Source organism: uncultured Tateyamaria sp. (assembly GCF_947503705.1).
GTDB lineage: Bacteria > Pseudomonadota > Alphaproteobacteria > Rhodobacterales > Rhodobacteraceae > Tateyamaria.
Window position 1 is genome coordinate 42,205 of sequence record NZ_CANNES010000003.1, and the last position, 17,198, is coordinate 59,402.

The 17,198-nt window shown below is 62.0% G+C and carries 16 protein-coding genes; 4 read left to right on the forward strand and 12 right to left on the reverse strand.

Annotated elements, in window-relative coordinates:
- The first annotated feature begins 16 nt into the window (after positions 1–16).
- The 4 genes from Q1A44_RS08770 (at position 17) to Q1A44_RS08785 (ending at position 8,639) form a co-directional block, all read left to right on the forward strand.
- Positions 17–3,745, forward strand: coding sequence for an Ig-like domain-containing protein (locus Q1A44_RS08770; RefSeq protein WP_299623043.1), 3,729 nt, complete (start codon positions 17–19; stop codon positions 3,743–3,745).
- Positions 3,746–3,886: 141 nt separating this feature from the next.
- Entirely contained in the window at positions 3,887–5,215 is a 1,329-nt protein-coding gene (locus tag Q1A44_RS08775) for a TolC family protein (RefSeq protein ID WP_299623046.1), read from the forward strand.
- The gene (locus Q1A44_RS08780; protein WP_299623050.1) at positions 5,212–7,455 is read left to right on the forward strand and encodes an ATP-binding cassette domain-containing protein; all 2,244 of its coding nucleotides are present in this window, start codon (positions 5,212–5,214) and stop codon (positions 7,453–7,455) included. The genes Q1A44_RS08775 and Q1A44_RS08780 overlap by 4 nt, the downstream gene beginning before the upstream one ends.
- Positions 7,452–8,639, forward strand: a complete 1,188-nt coding sequence (locus Q1A44_RS08785; protein WP_299623053.1) for an HlyD family type I secretion periplasmic adaptor subunit — start codon at positions 7,452–7,454, stop codon at positions 8,637–8,639. The genes Q1A44_RS08780 and Q1A44_RS08785 overlap by 4 nt, the downstream gene beginning before the upstream one ends.
- Positions 8,640–8,754: 115 nt before the next feature.
- On the opposite strand, the gene Q1A44_RS08790 is transcribed toward Q1A44_RS08785, so the two are convergent.
- The 12 genes from Q1A44_RS08790 to Q1A44_RS08845 form a co-directional block, all read right to left on the reverse strand.
- The gene (locus tag Q1A44_RS08790) at positions 8,755–9,072 is read right to left on the reverse strand and encodes a hypothetical protein (protein ID WP_299623057.1); all 318 of its coding nucleotides are present in this window, start codon (positions 9,070–9,072) and stop codon (positions 8,755–8,757) included.
- A gap of 1 nt (position 9,073) precedes the next feature.
- Positions 9,074–9,631 carry a hypothetical protein gene (locus Q1A44_RS08795; protein WP_299623061.1) on the reverse strand — a complete coding sequence of 186 codons (558 nt, stop codon included), beginning with the start codon at positions 9,629–9,631 and terminating at the stop codon, positions 9,074–9,076.
- 413 nt (positions 9,632–10,044) lie between these two features.
- Positions 10,045–10,491, reverse strand: coding sequence for a D-aminoacyl-tRNA deacylase (dtd, locus tag Q1A44_RS08800; protein WP_299623064.1), 447 nt, complete (start codon positions 10,489–10,491; stop codon positions 10,045–10,047).
- A complete protein-coding gene (locus Q1A44_RS08805) occupies positions 10,488–11,153 on the reverse strand; it encodes a nitroreductase family protein (RefSeq protein ID WP_299623069.1) in 666 nt (221 codons plus the stop codon). The genes dtd and Q1A44_RS08805 overlap by 4 nt, the downstream gene beginning before the upstream one ends.
- A complete protein-coding gene (locus tag Q1A44_RS08810) occupies positions 11,150–12,262 on the reverse strand; it encodes a TFIIB-type zinc finger domain-containing protein (RefSeq protein WP_299623072.1) in 1,113 nt (370 codons plus the stop codon). The genes Q1A44_RS08805 and Q1A44_RS08810 overlap by 4 nt, the downstream gene beginning before the upstream one ends.
- A complete protein-coding gene (locus tag Q1A44_RS08815) occupies positions 12,259–12,678 on the reverse strand; it encodes a hypothetical protein (RefSeq protein ID WP_299623075.1) in 420 nt (139 codons plus the stop codon). Before Q1A44_RS08815 ends, Q1A44_RS08810 begins: the two co-directional genes overlap by 4 nt.
- 9 nt (positions 12,679–12,687) lie before the next feature.
- Positions 12,688–13,215 (reverse strand): cytochrome b/b6 domain-containing protein, encoded by a 528-nt coding sequence (locus tag Q1A44_RS08820; protein WP_299623079.1) that lies wholly within the window; start codon positions 13,213–13,215, stop codon positions 12,688–12,690.
- Positions 13,216–13,284: 69 nt separating this feature from the next.
- A complete protein-coding gene (locus Q1A44_RS08825; protein WP_299623082.1) occupies positions 13,285–13,833 on the reverse strand; it encodes a cytochrome b/b6 domain-containing protein in 549 nt (182 codons plus the stop codon).
- Positions 13,834–13,869: 36 nt separating this feature from the next.
- Positions 13,870–14,460, reverse strand: coding sequence for a ferric reductase-like transmembrane domain-containing protein (locus Q1A44_RS08830; protein ID WP_299623087.1), 591 nt, complete (start codon positions 14,458–14,460; stop codon positions 13,870–13,872).
- Positions 14,461–14,469: 9 nt separating this feature from the next.
- A complete protein-coding gene (locus Q1A44_RS08835; RefSeq protein WP_299623090.1) occupies positions 14,470–14,958 on the reverse strand; it encodes a twin-arginine translocation pathway signal in 489 nt (162 codons plus the stop codon).
- Between the two features lie 89 nt (positions 14,959–15,047).
- Positions 15,048–16,157, reverse strand: coding sequence for an SPFH domain-containing protein (locus tag Q1A44_RS08840; RefSeq protein ID WP_299623095.1), 1,110 nt, complete (start codon positions 16,155–16,157; stop codon positions 15,048–15,050).
- Positions 16,158–16,228: 71 nt separating this feature from the next.
- Positions 16,229–17,194, reverse strand: a complete 966-nt coding sequence (locus Q1A44_RS08845) for a DUF2927 domain-containing protein (RefSeq protein ID WP_299623099.1) — start codon at positions 17,192–17,194, stop codon at positions 16,229–16,231.
- Positions 17,195–17,198 lie beyond the last annotated feature (4 nt).

Sequence of the window (17,198 nt, forward strand, 5' to 3'; positions counted from 1 at the left end):
CGAGAGTGGTGGTGTTATGAAGGCGATTGATTTCGTCGTCCGCAATGATGCGGGCGCATTGCAGCGTGGAGTCGTGCCCGAAGAGGGCAACACGACGGTCACGCTTTCTTCTGGACAAGAAATTTCCCTGAATGTGCGGCAGACGGATTTGTCGTCTCAGAACCGCAGCGGTGACGATCTGATCCTCACCCTGGTGGATGGTCGCACGATCACCCTGGAAAACTATTTCAATGATGTGGGAGAGGCGAACCGCCTCTTTATCTCGTCTGATGGCTATCTCAACGAGGTGGCCTTTGTTGAGACCACCGAGGGCGAGCTTTATGCCCAGTTCGGCCCGACCGAACAGTGGGGCAAGTGGAGCCCTTCGGATGACCTGATTTACCTGGGACGCACCGAGGTGGCCCAAGCCGCCACCGGCGCGGATGAAGAAGTGTCGATGCTGGGTGCTGCCATTCTGGGCGGCGGGAGCCTGTTGGGCCTGGGCGGTGCGGCGGCTGTTGTCGGCGGTGTGACACTGCTGGACGATGGCGGCGGCGGCACCCCGGCAGTGCCGACCGTCGATGATCCTGATACCACGAGCGACATCGGCGGCGACGATGTCAGCACCCATGTGATCACTGTGACCGGCACCGGCGAGACCGGCGATACGGTCGAAGTGACGGTTGGCACCTCTGTGGTCACCACCGTGATCGGCGAGGATGGCACCTGGGGTGTGACCCTTGAGGGTGACACCTTCCCCGATGATGGCACGTATGAAAGCGTTGTCGTTGTGACCCATCCCGATGGGGAAACAACCACCCTGGATGGCCCGGGCGTCGTTATCGACACGGTTGGCCCCGAGGTTGCCTTTACCAGCGGCACGGACAGCTTTGGTCATGTCGTGGGCGGCACCGAGTTGGAAGGGGGCCTGACCCTGACCGGCACGGGCGAAGTGGGCGCGACCCTTGAGATCACCATCGAAGGCATCACCCGCACCACAACCGTGGGCGAGGACGGCACCTGGACCGCCACATGGCAGCCGGGCACCCTGGCCGAGGGCGAATATTCATCGACCGTGACGATTGTGGCTTCGGACAGCTTTGGCAACACGACCACTGTCACCGACACCGTTGTCATCGACACCGTCGTGGACGTGACCATCAACACCAGCACCGTGGAAATCGACGGCATCATCAATGGCGAAGAGGCCAGCGATGGCGTGACCCTGACCGGGACGGCGCAGGCCGGATCGACCGTTGTTGTCACCCTGGCTGGCGTCACCCATGACGCGGTTGTGGATGCCGATGGCAACTGGAGCGTGGATTTCGCGGCCAGCGAGATTGCGGCGGGCGAATATGACGCCGAAGTGACGGCTGTGGCCACCGATGCGGCAGGCAACACGACCACCGCGACCGGCACCGTGACCGTCGACACCTTTGTGAATGCCCTTGAGATCACATCGACCTCGGGCGGCAGCGACGGCATCATCAGCAGCGCGGAAATCACCGACGGTCTGGTTGTCACTGGCCTGGCCGAAGCGGGATCGACCGTTGTTGTCACTATGGGCGGGGCCACAACCACCGCAACCGTGGCCGCCGATGGCAGCTGGAGCGCCACCTTTGCCGCAAGCGACATCGCGGCGGGCACCTATTCCACCGAGATCGTGGCCACTGCCACCGATGCGGCGGGCAACACCCTGTCCACCACTCAAACAGTGGACGTGGACACCGATGCGAATGTGTCGATCAACACCGACACCGTTGAAACCGATGGTGTGATCAATGGGGCCGAGGCCGCCGATGGCGTGACCCTCACCGGTTCTGCCGATCCCGGATCGAGTGTCATGGTCACCTTTGGCACGGTCACCCATGCGGCAACCGTGGCTGCGGATGGATCGTGGAGCGTGACCTTCCTCGCCTCGGAACTTCCATCGGGTGAATATGATGCGACCGTGACCGCCACGGCGACAGATGTCGCGGGCAATACCTCGACCGCCACCGGCACTGTCGAAGTGGACACATTGGTCAATGCGCTGGGCTTTACCTCGTCTGCGGGCGGCGTGGACGGCACCATCAACCAAGGCGAACAAGCCGCAGGTCTGGTTGTGACCGGCGTGGTTGAGCCCGGATCGAGCGTGCTTGTGCAACTGGGCGGGGCCACAGCGATGGCCACAGTCGCCGCCGACGGGTCGTGGACGGCGACCTTTGCGGGCGATCAGATCCCATCGGGCACCTATGCCACTGACATGGTGGCCACGGCGACGGACGCTGCGGGCAACACCAGCAGCGTGACCCAATCGGTCAGCGTCGACACCCAGGCCAGCATCCTGACCATCAATGGCCCCATCGAGGGCGACGACCTGATCAACGCCGAAGAGGCGGCGGATGGTGTCCTGTTGTCGGGCAATGCCGATCCCGGCGCCCTGGTCAGCGTGACCATGGGCGGCGTAACCCATCAGGCCGTGGCCAATTCGGCCGGTGTCTGGCAGGCCTTTTACAGCGCCAATGAGATTGCGCCCGGCACCTATCAGGCCGATATCGTGGCCACGACGACCGATGCCGCAGGCAACACGGCCACGGCCACTGACACGGTGATGGTCGACACCCATGTGGACAACCTTTCGGTTTCTGCCGATATCATTGAAGGCGACAACGTCATTTCGGGGGCCGAGGCCACCGATGGCGTGATTGTCACAGGCACGACCGAACCCGGTTCGACCGTCTTTGTCACCCTGGGCGGTGTCACGGTGCAGGCCATCGTGGATGCCAATGGCAACTGGCAGGCCCCATACACGCCCGAACAGGTGCCGGGCGGCGAATACATGACCGAAGTGTCGGTCACTGCCACCGATTTGGCAGGCAATGTGGCCACTGTCACCGACACGGTGCAGGTCGATACGCTGGTCAACCAGCTCGACATTGCCGAGACCGCAAGCGATGGCGTAGCCAATGCCGCCGAGGCCCGCGAGGGCATCAATCTGGGCGGTCAGGTCGAGGCGGGTTCGACCGTGATGGTCGATTTCAACGGCACGGTTCTGGCGGCTGTGGTGGATGCGAGCGGCAACTGGTCGCTGGATATTCCGCCGACCCTGATCCCGGATGGCACCTATGACGCGGAAATCACCGTCATGGCCACCGACGCCGTCGGCAACACCGAAACCATCAGCGACACGCTGAGCATTGACACCGAGGCCCCCGAAGGCCCCGTCATTGCCAGCTATACCCGCGATGGCGACGGCGTGCGCGGCATCTCGACCGAGCAGAGCGATGGCGAGTTGAGCGTGTCGCAGGTCAATGCCGATGGCTCTATCACCGAAGTGCTGGGCACCCAGGTCGAGATTGATGCGCTGGGCGAAACCAACTTTGCCTTCCAGACCGATGTGCCGGATGGGTCGCACCTGATCGTGACGGCCGAGGATGCAGCGGGCAACAGCCGTGGCACCTATGTGGTTCTGGACGACGAGAGCGCCAATTCCACCATCGATTTGGGCAATGCGGGCCTTGGCAATTACAATATCGACACCGTCGATCTGCAATTCGCCGAAGAGGCCAACCTGACAATCACCCAAGCCGAGCTGGTGGCCTTGTCGGATGACAGCAACACCCTGACCATCCACGGCGGCAGTGACGATACGGTGACCATCGCCGGTGCCATCCAGACGGGCAGCACCACGGTCGACGGCCAGACCTATGACATCTACAGCCTCGGCACCGAGGGTGTCGTGGTGTTGGATGATGACATCGTCGTTAACACGGCCATCGGCTAACAGGCTGAATAAAAACGAAACAATCACTGGGCAAGACCAACAACAAAAACAATCGAGCATATACCAGAAGGATTGAGGCGCGGACCGGATACCCGCAACCGCGCCCACACCAAAAACGATAACCCGAAACGGGAACGGACTATGGGGCAAGGCGGTTACAAGGTTGCGACACTGTGCGTCGCGGTGACATTTCAGGCGGGATGTCTGGCGGATCTGGGCGAACGCGGCGTCGTCGCGCGCATGAACACAGGCATCAATGCCGATCTGGGCGGACCCGCATTGTCGGCGCAGCCCACATCAAACGATATCGAATTGAACGCGCAGAGCCCGGTCATTCAGGGCCTGTTGGCCCGCCGCTCTGTCCTGCCGGAAGGCAGCGCTTATGATGAGGTGGCCACCGCCGTGCTGGCGGCCAATGCCCGTTCGGCAGAGACCGAGTTGCGCGCCGCCCGACTGCGGGCGGAGGCTGCCTCGAAAAACTGGTTGCCGACCATCGGCCCCAGCATCTCATTGAATTCATTGGGCGATATCATCTCGCAGATCGTTGTGGATCAGGTGATCTATGACAACGGCCGCAAAAAGGGTGAACGTGCTTTTGCCAAGGCCGATGTCGAAGTGGCCGCCGTGGCCCTGGCCGAGGACACCAATGACCGGGCCGCGACGGGCCTTGATCTGTATCTGACTGCCGCCGAAGGCCGCGAAACCCGCCGCCTGCACCGCGCGACCCTGCGCGACATGGAGCATTTCGCCTATATCATGGGCGAGCGCGTAAAGGGTGGCGTGTCGGACATGTCCGACCTCAACGTGATCAACCAAAAGCTGGCCGAAATTCGTGCTGCCGTTGCGGCCAGCACCGAGATGGAGCAGACGGCCCTGGCCGAGTTGAATGCCATGTCCATTGCCCCTCTGGACGATGTGCGCGGTCTTGAAACCCTGGCCATCAGCGCCTCTGCCGCCCAGCCCCTGACCGTGTCCCGGGCGGAGGCGGAGAAAGAGCGCACCATCGCGCAGGCGCAGATTTCGCGCGCCAGCCAGTTGCCCGGCATCAGCGCCCAGGCCACCATCGGTGAAAATGGCGGTGCGGGGCTGACCGCCGGTGGTCCTGGCCTTGGCCTTGGCACCCGGGCACAGTTGCAATCCATTGAGGCCGCCAAGGAAGTCGCAGGCCGCAACGTGGCCCAGGCGAATGAGGATGCGAACCGGACCCTGCGCAAGCTGGAGGGCCAGGTGGCCGCCAAAGGCCGTCAGGCGGCAGAAGCGCGCGGCATGACCCAGCAGGCCAAGGCGAACCTGGACCTGTTTCAGGAACAATATGATGCGGGCCGCCGTCAGGTGATGGATGTGGTCGGCGTCTACGAGACCTTTGCCGCCCGCCAAGAGGCTGAAACGACACTGAAATTTGAGGCATTGCGTTTGCAGGTGGAATTGGCCCGCGTGCAGGGCGTGCTGGCGGATGGAGATCAGATTTGACCCAGAAACGCCCCTTTACCCTGACCATCACCAACGGCAATCGCGCCCAGATCACTGCCGCGACCGTCAAGGACACGCCGACGGCGGACAACTCGAACCTCTTTGAGGACCGCCTGCGCGCCCGCGCCGATCTGTCGGTGACCTATGCGGGCATTCTGGGGGTGGAGACCGCGCGGACGGACATTTTCGACACTCTGCACGGAGCCACCAGCAAAGGTGCCAGCAACGCGGTTGAGGCAAATGCCATTGCGTCGGGCCTCAAGGCGCAGGGCCTGTTGGCCGAGGTCACCCATGTGCCCCATCTGACCCCCGATCTGTGGCCCGCCCTGGCCTATATGACCAGTGGGCAGGTGGTTTTGGTGCTGGACCAGTCGCGCGGCGATCTGGTGATTTACGACAAGACCTGCACGGACAACCGCGCCCATGTGTCTGTGCAGGAATTCGCGCCCTTCTTTGCGGGTCTTGTGGTGCAGGCGGAGGCCCCTTTGGCGCGTGTGGCCGAGACGCACAAGACCGAGAGCAAACCGGCCCACTGGTTCTGGGGCGAGTTTTACCGTTTTCGCCGGGCCTTGGGCGAGATTGCGTTGGGCTCGTTCGTGGCCAACTTGCTGGCCGTCGCCGTGGCCCTGTTTTCCTTGCAGGTCTATGACCGCGTGATCCCGCATCAGTCAGAAGCGACCCTTTGGGTTCTGGCCGCAGGCGCCTGCCTGGCGCTGTTGATGGAGGCGTTCCTCAAGATCGCGCGCGCCCGTCTGATGGACGGGGCCGGGCGACAGGTCGAGTTGTCGGTGCTGTCGCTGTTGATGCAACGCGTAATCGGGATGCGCAGCGATTTGCGGGGGCATTCGCCCTCGATGACGTTCTCGGCCATGCGCGAATTTGGGTCGGTCCGCGAATTTTTCACCGCCTCGACCATCGGGACCATTGCCGACATTCCGTTTATCTTTGTCTTCCTGTTGCTGGTGGCGTCCATTGCCGGGCCTGTGGTCTGGGTGTTGATCCTGGGCGGTATTCTGATGCTGGTGCCGGGGTTCTTTTTGCAAAAGAAGATGTTGCGCCTGACGCAGGAAACCCAAGGGGCGTCGGCCAAGTCCTCGCGCTTGCTGCATGAGGCGATATTTGAGCGTGACACCGTGAAAACCCAGCGCGCCGAGGACCGGGTGATGCGCCTGTGGCAAGAGTTGACCACCCTGTCGGCAATGAAGTCGTCAGAGCAGCGGCGGCTGGCCTCTGTCCTGACCTTCTGGTCGCAGGGGATGCAGCAGATGACCTATGTGGCGGCGGTGATCGCGGGCACATACCTTGTTTTTGCCGGGCAGTTCACCGTGGGGTCGATCATTGCCGTGGGTATTCTGACCTCGCGCACCCTGGCACCGCTGACCCAGTTGGCGGGCACGATGGCGCGGTGGGGGAACGTCAAGGCGGCGCTGGATGGCCTGGATGCGGTGGCCCTTGCCCCGCAGGATGTTGAGGCGGGTCGTACCTATTTGCGCCGCGAAAAGCTGGAAGGGCATTTCGAGCTGCGCGAGGTGCAGTTTCAATATGATGAGGACGGCGCGCCGACGCTGGATATTCCTGCCGTGCAGATCATGCCCGGCCAGCGCGTTGCGGTTCTGGGGGCGAACGGGGCGGGCAAATCCTCGCTGCTCAAGCTGCTGTCGGGCGTCTATGCGCCGACCAAGGGGCGCATCCTGATTGACGGCACCGAGATGAGCCAGATCGAACCGCGCGACCTGCGCCGCCTTGTCGGTTATCTGGGCCAGGATGTGCGCCTCTTTTCGGGCACGCTGCGCGACAACCTGAACCTGACGATGCTGGAGCGGGATGATGACCGCCTTTATGCCGCGCTGGATTTTGCGGGGCTGGGGCCGTTTGTGAAAGGGCATCACAAGGGCCTTGATCTGGACATTCTGGATGGCGGTCAAGGGTTGAGCATCGGCCAGCGTCAATCCATTGGCTGGGCGCGGCTGTGGCTGCAAGACCCCAAGATCTGCCTTTTGGATGAACCGACCGCGGCGTTGGACCAGACGCTGGAAAGCACGCTGGTCAGCCGTTTACAGACCTGGATGGAGGGCCGCACGGCCATCATTGCCACCCACCGCGTGCCGATCCTGTCGCTGACCAACCGCACGCTGATCCTGCAAAACGGGCGCATGACCATTGACGGCCCCCGCGACGAGGTTCTGGCCCATATCGGCAAGACCGGCGCGCCTGTGCCCGTGCGCGGTAAAATCGCATGAGCGTGGCCCCCACCAATCTGGGTGCCCAGCTTGAAGGTGAAATGCGCGGCCCGTCCTGGGTCATTTGGTTGAGCGTCGGTGCGGTGTTTGTCTTTGTCCTTTGGGCGGCCTTTGCCTGGGTGGACGAGATTGTGCGCGCGCAAGGCGAGATGATTTCGTCGTCGCGCCCGCAGATCATTCAGAACCTTGAGGGCGGCATTCTGGCCGAACTGGCCGTGGCCGAAGGCGACGTGGTCGAGCAGGGGGCCGTGTTGGCCCGCCTGCATGACACGAAATTCCAGAGCCAGGTCGACGATTTGCAGGACCAGATCACCGCGCTGGCCGTGCGCCAATTGCGCCTTGAGGCGGAACTGGCCGGGCAGTTTGATTTTGCCGTGCCGCAGGGCTTGGTGGGCCGTTTGGGCGGTCTGGTGGCCAGCGAACGGGCGCTGTTGCAGGCCCGTCAGTTGGATTTCGTGAGCCGCCGCGAAGGCGCGCAGCGGGTTCTGGATCAGGCGGCCAAGGAAAAGGACCTGTTGGAGGACCTTTTGGATCGCAAGATCGTGGCCCTCATCGAAGTGACCCGCGCCCGCAAGGCCCATGCGGATGCGCGCATCAAGCTGGACGAGATCATCACCCAGACGGAACTGGAGCGCGCGCAGGCGTATTCAGACACACTCAAAGAATTGGGCACCCTTCGCCAGAATTTCAAAGCCGCGCAGGACCAGTTGCGGCGGACTGTGCTGTTGAGCCCCATGCGCGGGATCGTGAACAACCTGAGCGTGACGACCATTGGCGGCGTTGTGCGCCCGGGTGAAGAGATATTGCAGATCATCCCGCTGGATGAGGAACTGTTTGTAGAGGCGCGCGTGGCCCCCAAGGACATTGCCGGCGTGCGCGCGGGCCAGGAGGCGACCATCAAGCTGAGCGCTTATGATTATACGATCTATGGCTCGTTGAAGGGCCAGGTGCGGTTGATTTCGGCGGACACGTTCAAAGACGAGCGGGCCCGGGCGGCGGATGGCGATCCGCATTACAAGGTGACGCTGAGCGTGGACCGGTCGAACCTGACCGAGCGCCAGCGCGATGTGGCTTTCCGCCCCGGGATGCAGGCGGAGGTGGAGTTGCACACCGGCGAAAAGACGGTGTTGCAGTACCTGATGAAGCCGCTGAACAAGTCGCGCGAGGCGTTCCGGGAGCCTTAGGGACGGATTAGGGCTATGACTGGAATGAGCCCGAGGCGGTCATTGCGATTTTGTGCTGCGCGCGCACGCAGCACAAAAATTTCTGTAAGTGCTCAGTCTGGGACGCCGTTAATCTCTATCTTGAAAATATACGCACGACCATCGATGCGATGGAGAGGCTGCCGCAAATAGCTATGGTCAGGGTTGCCATACTAAGGTCAGTTTCCGCCCCGGTCTCAAAGACAGATGAAGCGTCCAGTCCAAGGATCGTTACAGACAAGCGAACAAGTGTTCCCTGGCCGAAAGATGCAATGGCAACATATCCAGCAAACTCGGCAAATAACAGCGCAAGCGTGAAACACTTGTCTTTGCGCAGCAAAAAGATGGTTAGGAAGACGAACAAAAATAATAGCAAAGTTGTGATGCCAACGTAGTAGGCAAGTATCTGCTCCATCTTAGTCGTCCCCAAAGAGCCATATTGCTCCGACAAACAGGGTAACAGCTGATGATCCCAATGCGATATACGCAGGAATGTTTGTCATTGAAATGTTTGCGGTGATCGAAATGGGTTCAAACTGAACGAATTTTGCAAAGGCGATGCATCCAATAGCCACCAGCGCTAGCAGCGCAGAAGGTACAATAAAAGTAAGTAAATCATCTAACAAATAGCTAGTGCGCGATACAAAAGAGAAAGACTGCCTCGGAAAGAGTCTGGCTGCCGAACGCTCGTATTTTTCTTGTTCCCGTAGGCTGTTCTGGGCTTCAAATATCGTTTGCTTTATTAGATGTTCAACAAGCTCAGGCTCGAGTACCGCAACCTGTTTTAGGTAATTTTCAAATCGTTTGTCGACTTGGCTTGCAAGCGATGTCGGGTCACTAGAACGTGCAAAGCGTTCCAACAGCTTAACTTCCAGTCTTGCCTCTACCAGTTTTGTCAACAAGTCGCGGTCTCGTTCGTCTAGTAGGTCGTTTTCATGAAGGAGAAGACGAGCCTTGATTAATTCAATGTCCATGCTTCCCCCTTTGGCCATTTGCCTTTGCATACTTACCTATCTTCACTGCAATAGACGAAGCTATAGCGATGGACCAACCCAAAATGCTCCTTTCAATGGCCTGATGCAAGACCTCGCAGACTACGCTGAAAGCAACTCCATTTGATTGAATATCTGCTTCAGGTTCGCCGTTGCTTTCATGGTATACCAACCCCCGACGGCACCGATGTGGGAAGGTGGGTCTGCGATGATCCACAGAGGAGGACGGTCATCTCAGAGATTGTCACGGCTGGCTCTGTCTGGCGAAGAGCGTGTTTTAAGGTACAGGGTTCAAATGCTGACCGTCGAGCAGTGTTGCGCGTGTACACCTTTCGTTTGGAAAATTGCTGCGTCAGCACAATGTCGGCAAAGTCCGCAAAGCCGACAGTCTTGCCTCAAACTCGATCCGTATCCAGCCAGATCGTGACGGGGCCTTCGTTTGTAAGGCTCACTGCCATCTCCGCGCCGAACGTGCCCGTTTGGGTGGGGATGTTCAGGTTCTTGAGGGCGGCTGCGAAGTGTTCGTAGAGGTGCTTGGCCTCGTCCGGTTTGGCGGCACCCGAGAAGCCGGGACGGTTGCCGCGTGATGTGTCGGCGGCGAGTGTGAATTGGCTGACGACCAGCGCCTCGCCCTCCGTTTGCGCGAGGCTGAGGTTCATTTTGCCCTGCCCGTCTTTGAAGAGCCGAAGTTTGGAGATTTTGAGGGCGAGGGCCTCGGCCGTGCCCTCGTCATCGCCGGGCATGGCGCAGACGAGGATCAGGAGGCCGGGGCCGCATTGGCCGACGACCTTGCCCTCGACCGAGACGGAGGCTTGCGTCACCCGTTGCAAGAGCGCCCTCATGACCGCCAGTCCATCACGTCATCGACTTTTGCCCGCGCGGTGCGGAAGCTGTTGGCCGGATGGTCATTGTCTGCGTAACCAAAGGAGATCGCGCAGAGGATCAGCCGGTCGCTGGGGATGTCGAAATGCGCGCGCACGAACGGGGCCTGGGCCGCAATGGCCGCCTGGGGGATTGTGGCCACGCCGTGGGAGGCCGCAGCCAGGCAAAAGGCGGTGACAAAGCCGCCGGTGTCCATGGCGCCGTAAGCCCCCAGATCAGCAGGCGAGGTGACGATGGCCACGTGCGGTGCGCCGAAGAGACGGTAGTTTTCCATCATCTGCGCGGCGCCCGCGGCGCGGTCACCCTTGCCCACGCCCACGGCGTCATAAAGCTGAAAGCCGCAGGCGCGGCGGCGGCTGCCGTATACGCCCGGATAGCCCTTGGGCCATTCAAGATCGGGCGCGGGTGGCGTGGTGCTGGCGACGTCATACAGAGCGTCACGAAAGCGGTCCGTCTCGGCCCCTGCCGTCACGATCAGTTGCCAGGGTTGGGCGTTGCACCAACTGGGCACCTTTTGGGCGGTGGTGACGATCTGGGCCACGGTGGTCTGGGGCACGGGGTTTGCCAAAAACGCGCGGCAGGAAAAGCGGGCGTCAAGGAGCGCATCAAGGTCCTGCGTCATTGCTGTGTTGCCATGACAAAGCCGATGGCGGCAGCGATGATCAGGCTCACAAGGACGGCGATGGCGATCTTGGCCTTGGAATAGGGGCGTTCGCCCTGAACCCGGCCGGTGCGCCCGTTGACCACAAAGCGGTAGGTATCGCCCCGGTATTTGTAGGCGGCGAGCCAAACCGGCAGCAGCACGTGTTTGAAGGTGATGGCCCCCAGTTGTGTGTCGACGCTGTGAATGCGCTGGCGGTCGCCGCCGATGTCGAACTTGATGTCGCGGGCGATGATACGGTCCATATAGCTGCGCGCCTCTTTGAAGCCGTCTTCAAGCTCGACCGCGTAGCCTTCGGCCCGGAAACCGGCGAGGAATTCGGGGGTGTAGGGCTCCATCTCGCTGAGGTCCCACGGCTCCAACGCGTCGGTGAACCGTTTGGGCAGCGAGGTGGAAGCCAGCACCAGCACATCATCAAAAAAACGCGCGACCTTGCCCCGTGTACTGCGCCAGCGAACTTTTGGCACCTGGACGGTTTGGCGTTTGCCGTCGCGCATGACGGTGAGCGTTTCATAGTAAACCGTGCCGCGTTCGCCGGTATAGGCGCTGCGCGTGTCGGCATCGAATGTCCAGTAGGGCACGTAAATCCCCTGCATGGCGCGACCCTTTCGGGCATAATCCTGTAGCCCGTTTGGTGCAAACCACAGGCTGCCTAGCCATTTGGTCATGGCGTCGCGCGCTTCAGGTTCGGCCAGTGCGAAAGGCAAAACGCCGCGCGGTTTGATATGCCGGTGCGCGCCGGTATCCGTGACCACGGGCGTGGCGCAGAACGGGCATTCGGTGGCGTGCACGTCTTTGTCAAACTCCACCTGGGCTGCGCAATTGGGGCATTTGGAGACGCGGGTTTCCTCGATCTCGGATTGGGGCAGTTCGGCGTTAAGAGCGGTGCGAAAGTCCAGCTCGGCAATGCCGCGCACCGGGGCGGGGCCGGTGCCCTCAAGCGTGCCGGTGTTGCCGCAATGGTCGCAGACCAGCCCGCCCTGGCCCGGGTCGAACCGGAAATCCGCCCCGCAGTTGTCGCAAGGAAAGCGGTGTTCGGCGATGGGCGGTGGTGCGGTTTGGTCGCTCATAACATCCCGTGCATGGATTTCGGCGTGATCCGGCGCAGCGCGCCGTCCCCCAGCGCCGTGTGGCGCCACAGGTGAAAGATGCCGTGCAGGGCCGAGGCGGACAAGAGGTAAAAGTACAGCTCGGGCAATGTGGGGCCGGGGGCCGTGTATCCCAGTAGCTGCGCGAGCGTGGCGGCAGAGACGATGCCGAGCGCCAGATACATCGCCCGCGACATCCACGGGTGGGCGTTGCGCAGCGTGCCCGTGAGCTTGGGGCCGGGCCCGTTCATCAGTCCCATGGCCAGTGCCATGGCGCATTGTGCCAGTCCCGCCAGTGCAAAGGCCCAGGCGAGGATGGGCGTCGGACCACCGGCGATCAGCAAGAGCAGCAGGACAAGCGTGAGCCAGTGCAATGTGATCGTGATGGTCCGGCGCATGTCGCCTCCTTACAGGTATTTGTGCAGCGCCTTGGGGGCCATGATCCGCAGCGCGTTGTCGCGCAGACCATAGTGCCGCCAGAGGTGAAAGGCGACATGTGCGCCAAGGGCGATGAGCAATCCGTTAAAGGCGACCTCGTGCAGGTTGGTCAGCAGGTCGTGAATCCCCTCTGCTCCGATCCCGGGAAAGAGGGGGATCACCCCAAAGGCGCTGATCGCATAAGGGGCGGCAAAGCCAGCCAGCGCGCCAGACAGCACCATGGCGGGCAAGCCCCACATCATGACTTTGTGCAAAACGGGATGTGCCCACTTGGCCCACGCGGGCAGTTTGGGGCCGGGGCGGCTGGCCAGTCCTTTGCGCAGGTACATCGTGATCCAGCCCGTCGTCAGAAGGGCCAGCAGCGTCCCCATGCCTGCATGTGTGGCAAGGGCCGCGCCGCCGAGGCCCTCGACGTCTTGTGGTTCGACCAGTCCCAGATAGGCGATGAGCAGAAAACTGAGCCAGTGCAAGGCTTTGAGTGTGGTGCGGCGTGTCATGATCCATCCTTTGGCTTGGGTGGTGGATCACGTAGCCATGGACGGTCCGTGCCGCTATAAACCTTTGGCCTAAAGGTACTTATGCAGTCGTTTTGGCACCATTATGCGCAGCGCATTGTCCTTGAGCCGGTAGTGTCGCCAGATGTGAAACACTGCGTGCCCGCCCGCGACGACGCCGAGTGCGTAGAACTCGATGATGTGGATCTGGCCCACGATCTCGTTGGCGTGTCGCCAGCCCATGGGCGGCGCGATGGGCAAAAAGCCCCCGGCCTTGAGCAGCACCGCCGAGGTCAGTCCCAAGAGGAACCCCGTGAGCGCCACGAAGAACAGCCCCCAGATCAGCGTGAGGTGCAGCCAGCGGTGCAGGGGACGGAGTTTGCCCTTGAGCTTGGGACCGGGTTTGCTGGCCAGCCCGCGCCGCATCAGGTCGGCAAACCATGCAAGGCTGAGCGAGACGAAGATCAGGGCGAGGATCGAGTGGATTTGGAAGGCCGTTGGTCCGAAGGGCGTCACGTCCTTTGGTTGGACCAGCAGGAACCAGACAAACAGCGGGACCATGATCCAGTGCAGCCACTTGAGGGCGGTCCGGCGATTGGGAAGGCGGTCGTTCAGGCGCATGGCTGGGAGAGTGGTGTGATCGGTGATGCTGTCAAGTCAACCGCGTTTGAGGATGGCAAAAACGCGGAGATCCCTGAGCACTTTGGCGGTGACGATGAGGACGAGGGCGCAAAGAATGGTCTTGGACCAGGTGCCCATCGTCCCTTCAATCAGCAGGGCATGGGCGATTGTGCCAAGGACCGTGATAAGCGCGAGTATACCGTGCAAAGCGCGCCAGAGCGGGAGGCGCAGTTTTTTGCGGAATATCGCGAGGACTGCGGCGGCAAAGACGGCCCACATGGCAATCACGCCCCAGGCCGAAAACGGCGTAGGCGAGGTGAAAGTGAGCGCGTCGATCACATCGCCGGGGCTGGTGATCCAGAGCCCGCCGACATGTACGAGGACCGCCGCAACAAGAGTGGCACCGACCCAGCGGTGGATTTTTCGCGCCCTGCGTGGATTGGGGCCGGGAAGGTGCCCCGCGGCCAAGAGCGGTTGGATGAGGAGCAAGGCCAGCGCAATCACCCCGGCAAAGCCAGCCGCGATATAGATGGGCTGCCGCCAGGCCAGAAGCGGGCTGGTGGCGGCCACGGCCAGTGGCACGGCAATGGCCGTGATCAATGCAGCCCAGGTGAGAAGGGCCCGCATCGGCGCCCTCTAGGCCGGTTGCAGGACGAAATGCGCCTCCAGCGTCGTGTCGCTGGAGCGGGCCATGACCGGGCGCAGGAACACGGTGTCGAACGCGTCGTCATCATAGGCCAGATGCCCGTGAGCCTGGCCAAAGGCGGGGACGATTTGCGGCATTTCCAGCCGGAATGCGCCATTGGCGTCGGTGAGCGTGGCGCCGTGGCTGCGCGCGTCGCGCTCGTGCCCCTCGGTCGTGTGGGCCCAGATCTGGATGCGTTGGCCGGGCAGGGGCGCGCCGTCGCCCGCGCGCCGCACGGTGCCGGTCATCCAAAAGCCGCCGCCGCCGATGCGGTCAACGATGGGCGCGCCGGGCCGGTAGTTGTTGGAGCCGCCCCGCATGGATGGCGTGGGGGCCAGCCCAGCGGCCCGTGCGGGCAGTTTGAGCCCCGTCACACCGGTGACAAGGCCCGCGCCGGTTGCGGCCAAAAGAGTGCGCCGAGTGAACGTTTTATCCGTCATGGTAACCTCTTTGCTTGCAAGGGACGTTGCATTGAAAGATGGGGCGCAGGCGCGGGCGGGCAAAGCCGCCTCACGCTTTCGTGTCCCGCTCAGATCCCAGGGGGTGGCGGTGGTGGCAGGATGGTAAAAAGTTGCGCCAGTTCGGTGACGTCTTCGGCCATTTTCCAGCCGTCTTGCCCGGCGGTCCAGACATAGCTGTCGCGGCTCAATTCGCCCGTGGCGGCCATGCGGCCCAGTTGCGCCTTGGAAAACGGGCCAGTGGTTTCGCCGTTTTTGGCCACGTGCCAGACGTGTTCGACGGGCGGGGGCGGCGGGGCTGCGGCCGCGCGGGCCGGTTGCGCGCCCCAAGGGCCTGCATTGCCCGCCTGTTGCCCGATTTGCAGACCCATGGCGGCCCCAAGACCCGCCTGCATCGCGTCACCTGCACCGCCACCTTCGCGGCCAAGAGCTTCGGCAGCCTGGAACTGCATATATTCGCCCAGATTTCCAATCACTCCCATCGACGACCGCTTGTCCATCACCGCCTCGACCGCAGGGGGCAGGGAGATGTTTTCGATGTAAAGCTCGGGGATCGACAGACCGTATTCAGCGATCTGCGCGCTGATTTCCTTGGCCACAAGCTGGCCCAATTCGCGGGTGTTGGCGGCCATGTCGAGGACGGGAATGCCCGATTTGGCCAAGGAGCGCGACATTTCCTGCACGATGATGTTGCGGATCTGAAAGCTGATCTCGTCCATGGTGAATTCACCATCGGTGCCCACGATCTCCACGAGGAAGCGGGCCGGGTCCACGACCCGAACGCTGTAGGTGCCAAAGGCGCGCAGGCGCACGGGGCCGAATTCAGGGTCGCGGCAGATGATCGGGTTCTTGGTGCCCCATTTCAGATCGTTGAACCGGGTGGTGTTGACGAAATAGACCTCGGATTTGAACGGGCTTTTGAAGCCGTGATCCCAGTGCTGCAATGTCGTCATGATCGGCATGTTGTTGGTCTCGAGCATATAGAGACCGGGGGTAAAGACGTCGGCCAACTGCCCCTCGTGCACAAAGACGGCGGCCTGCCCCTCGCGAACCGTCAGCTTGGCCCCGTATTTGATTTCGTGGCCTTCACGTTCGAACCGCCAGACCATGGTGTCGCGGCTGTCGTCCACCCAGTGGATGACATCGATGAATTCACCGGAGAGGAAGTCGAAAATACCCATTTGGGGTCTCCTTGTTTGCAGTCTGTCGGGGCGGTGCCCCCACGCATAATTTCAAAACCGAAGTCGCACCTTCAGGACGGCCCGGCTTGCCCCAATGCCTTCAGCGCCAATTGGTTGACCGTGTTGCGCGCCTCGGCAAGTGACAGGCCCGGTTGCAGGCTGGGGTCATAGAGCATGCCCAAAAGCGCCTCGTCATGGTTGGTCAGCAGGGCAAATTCGTCATCATCGTTAAAGATCGAAGGCCGCGCGTTGGGGCTGTCATTGGCCAGACCCAGGCCCTGGGCCAGTTCCTCGTGGATGCAGGACAGGCGCAAGAGGTCGGGGTTTTCGGCGCGGATCACGGCCACGGCGGCGGTATAAACACTGCGGCTGGAGCCGCTGGCATAGGCGGCCACGGCGCAATAGGCGTCATCGGGCAGATTGCGCACAGCGCCCAGATTGGCGGCACTCACACCGGGCAGGCGGGTGGCAGCGCTGGCGATGGTGGCGGCGCGTTCATCCTCGTTCACGAAAAAGACCAGGAAGTTGGGATTGCTGGAGACGCTGATCGGATGCCCCGTGGCGCGCGCCAGCCTGTTGGCATAGCGCGCCACGTCGGCGCGGTCGCGGGCCTGTTGGCTGGGCGGCACGGACGCGCCAAAGACGATGCCGATGCGCACGGGTGTCTGCCAGCGCCGCAGCTCGCCCGGCACGCCGGTGCGCACGCCGCTGCTGTTGTATTCGTTGAAAAAGACGATCTGTTCAAAGTTGCGCGCCAGCATGTTGGCCGTAAAGGGCGTGTCTGGTCCGCCGCCATCGCGGCGCAACAGCCCTTGGGTCAACTGGCTGGATTGGACTTGGGTCAGATAGCTGCGCAGCGCAGCACTTCGTTCAGACGTGGGCTGTGGTTTGGGTTCCGGCGGGACCAGCCCGGCGGGCCTGCCGCGCGGCGTCAACACCGGTTCCACCGGCATAAAGAGGTCGCAGGCCGCGACAAGGCCGAGGGTCGCGATTGCGCCCCATTGGCCTGCCTTGCGAAGTACCTGCGTCCCCTTCACCTGT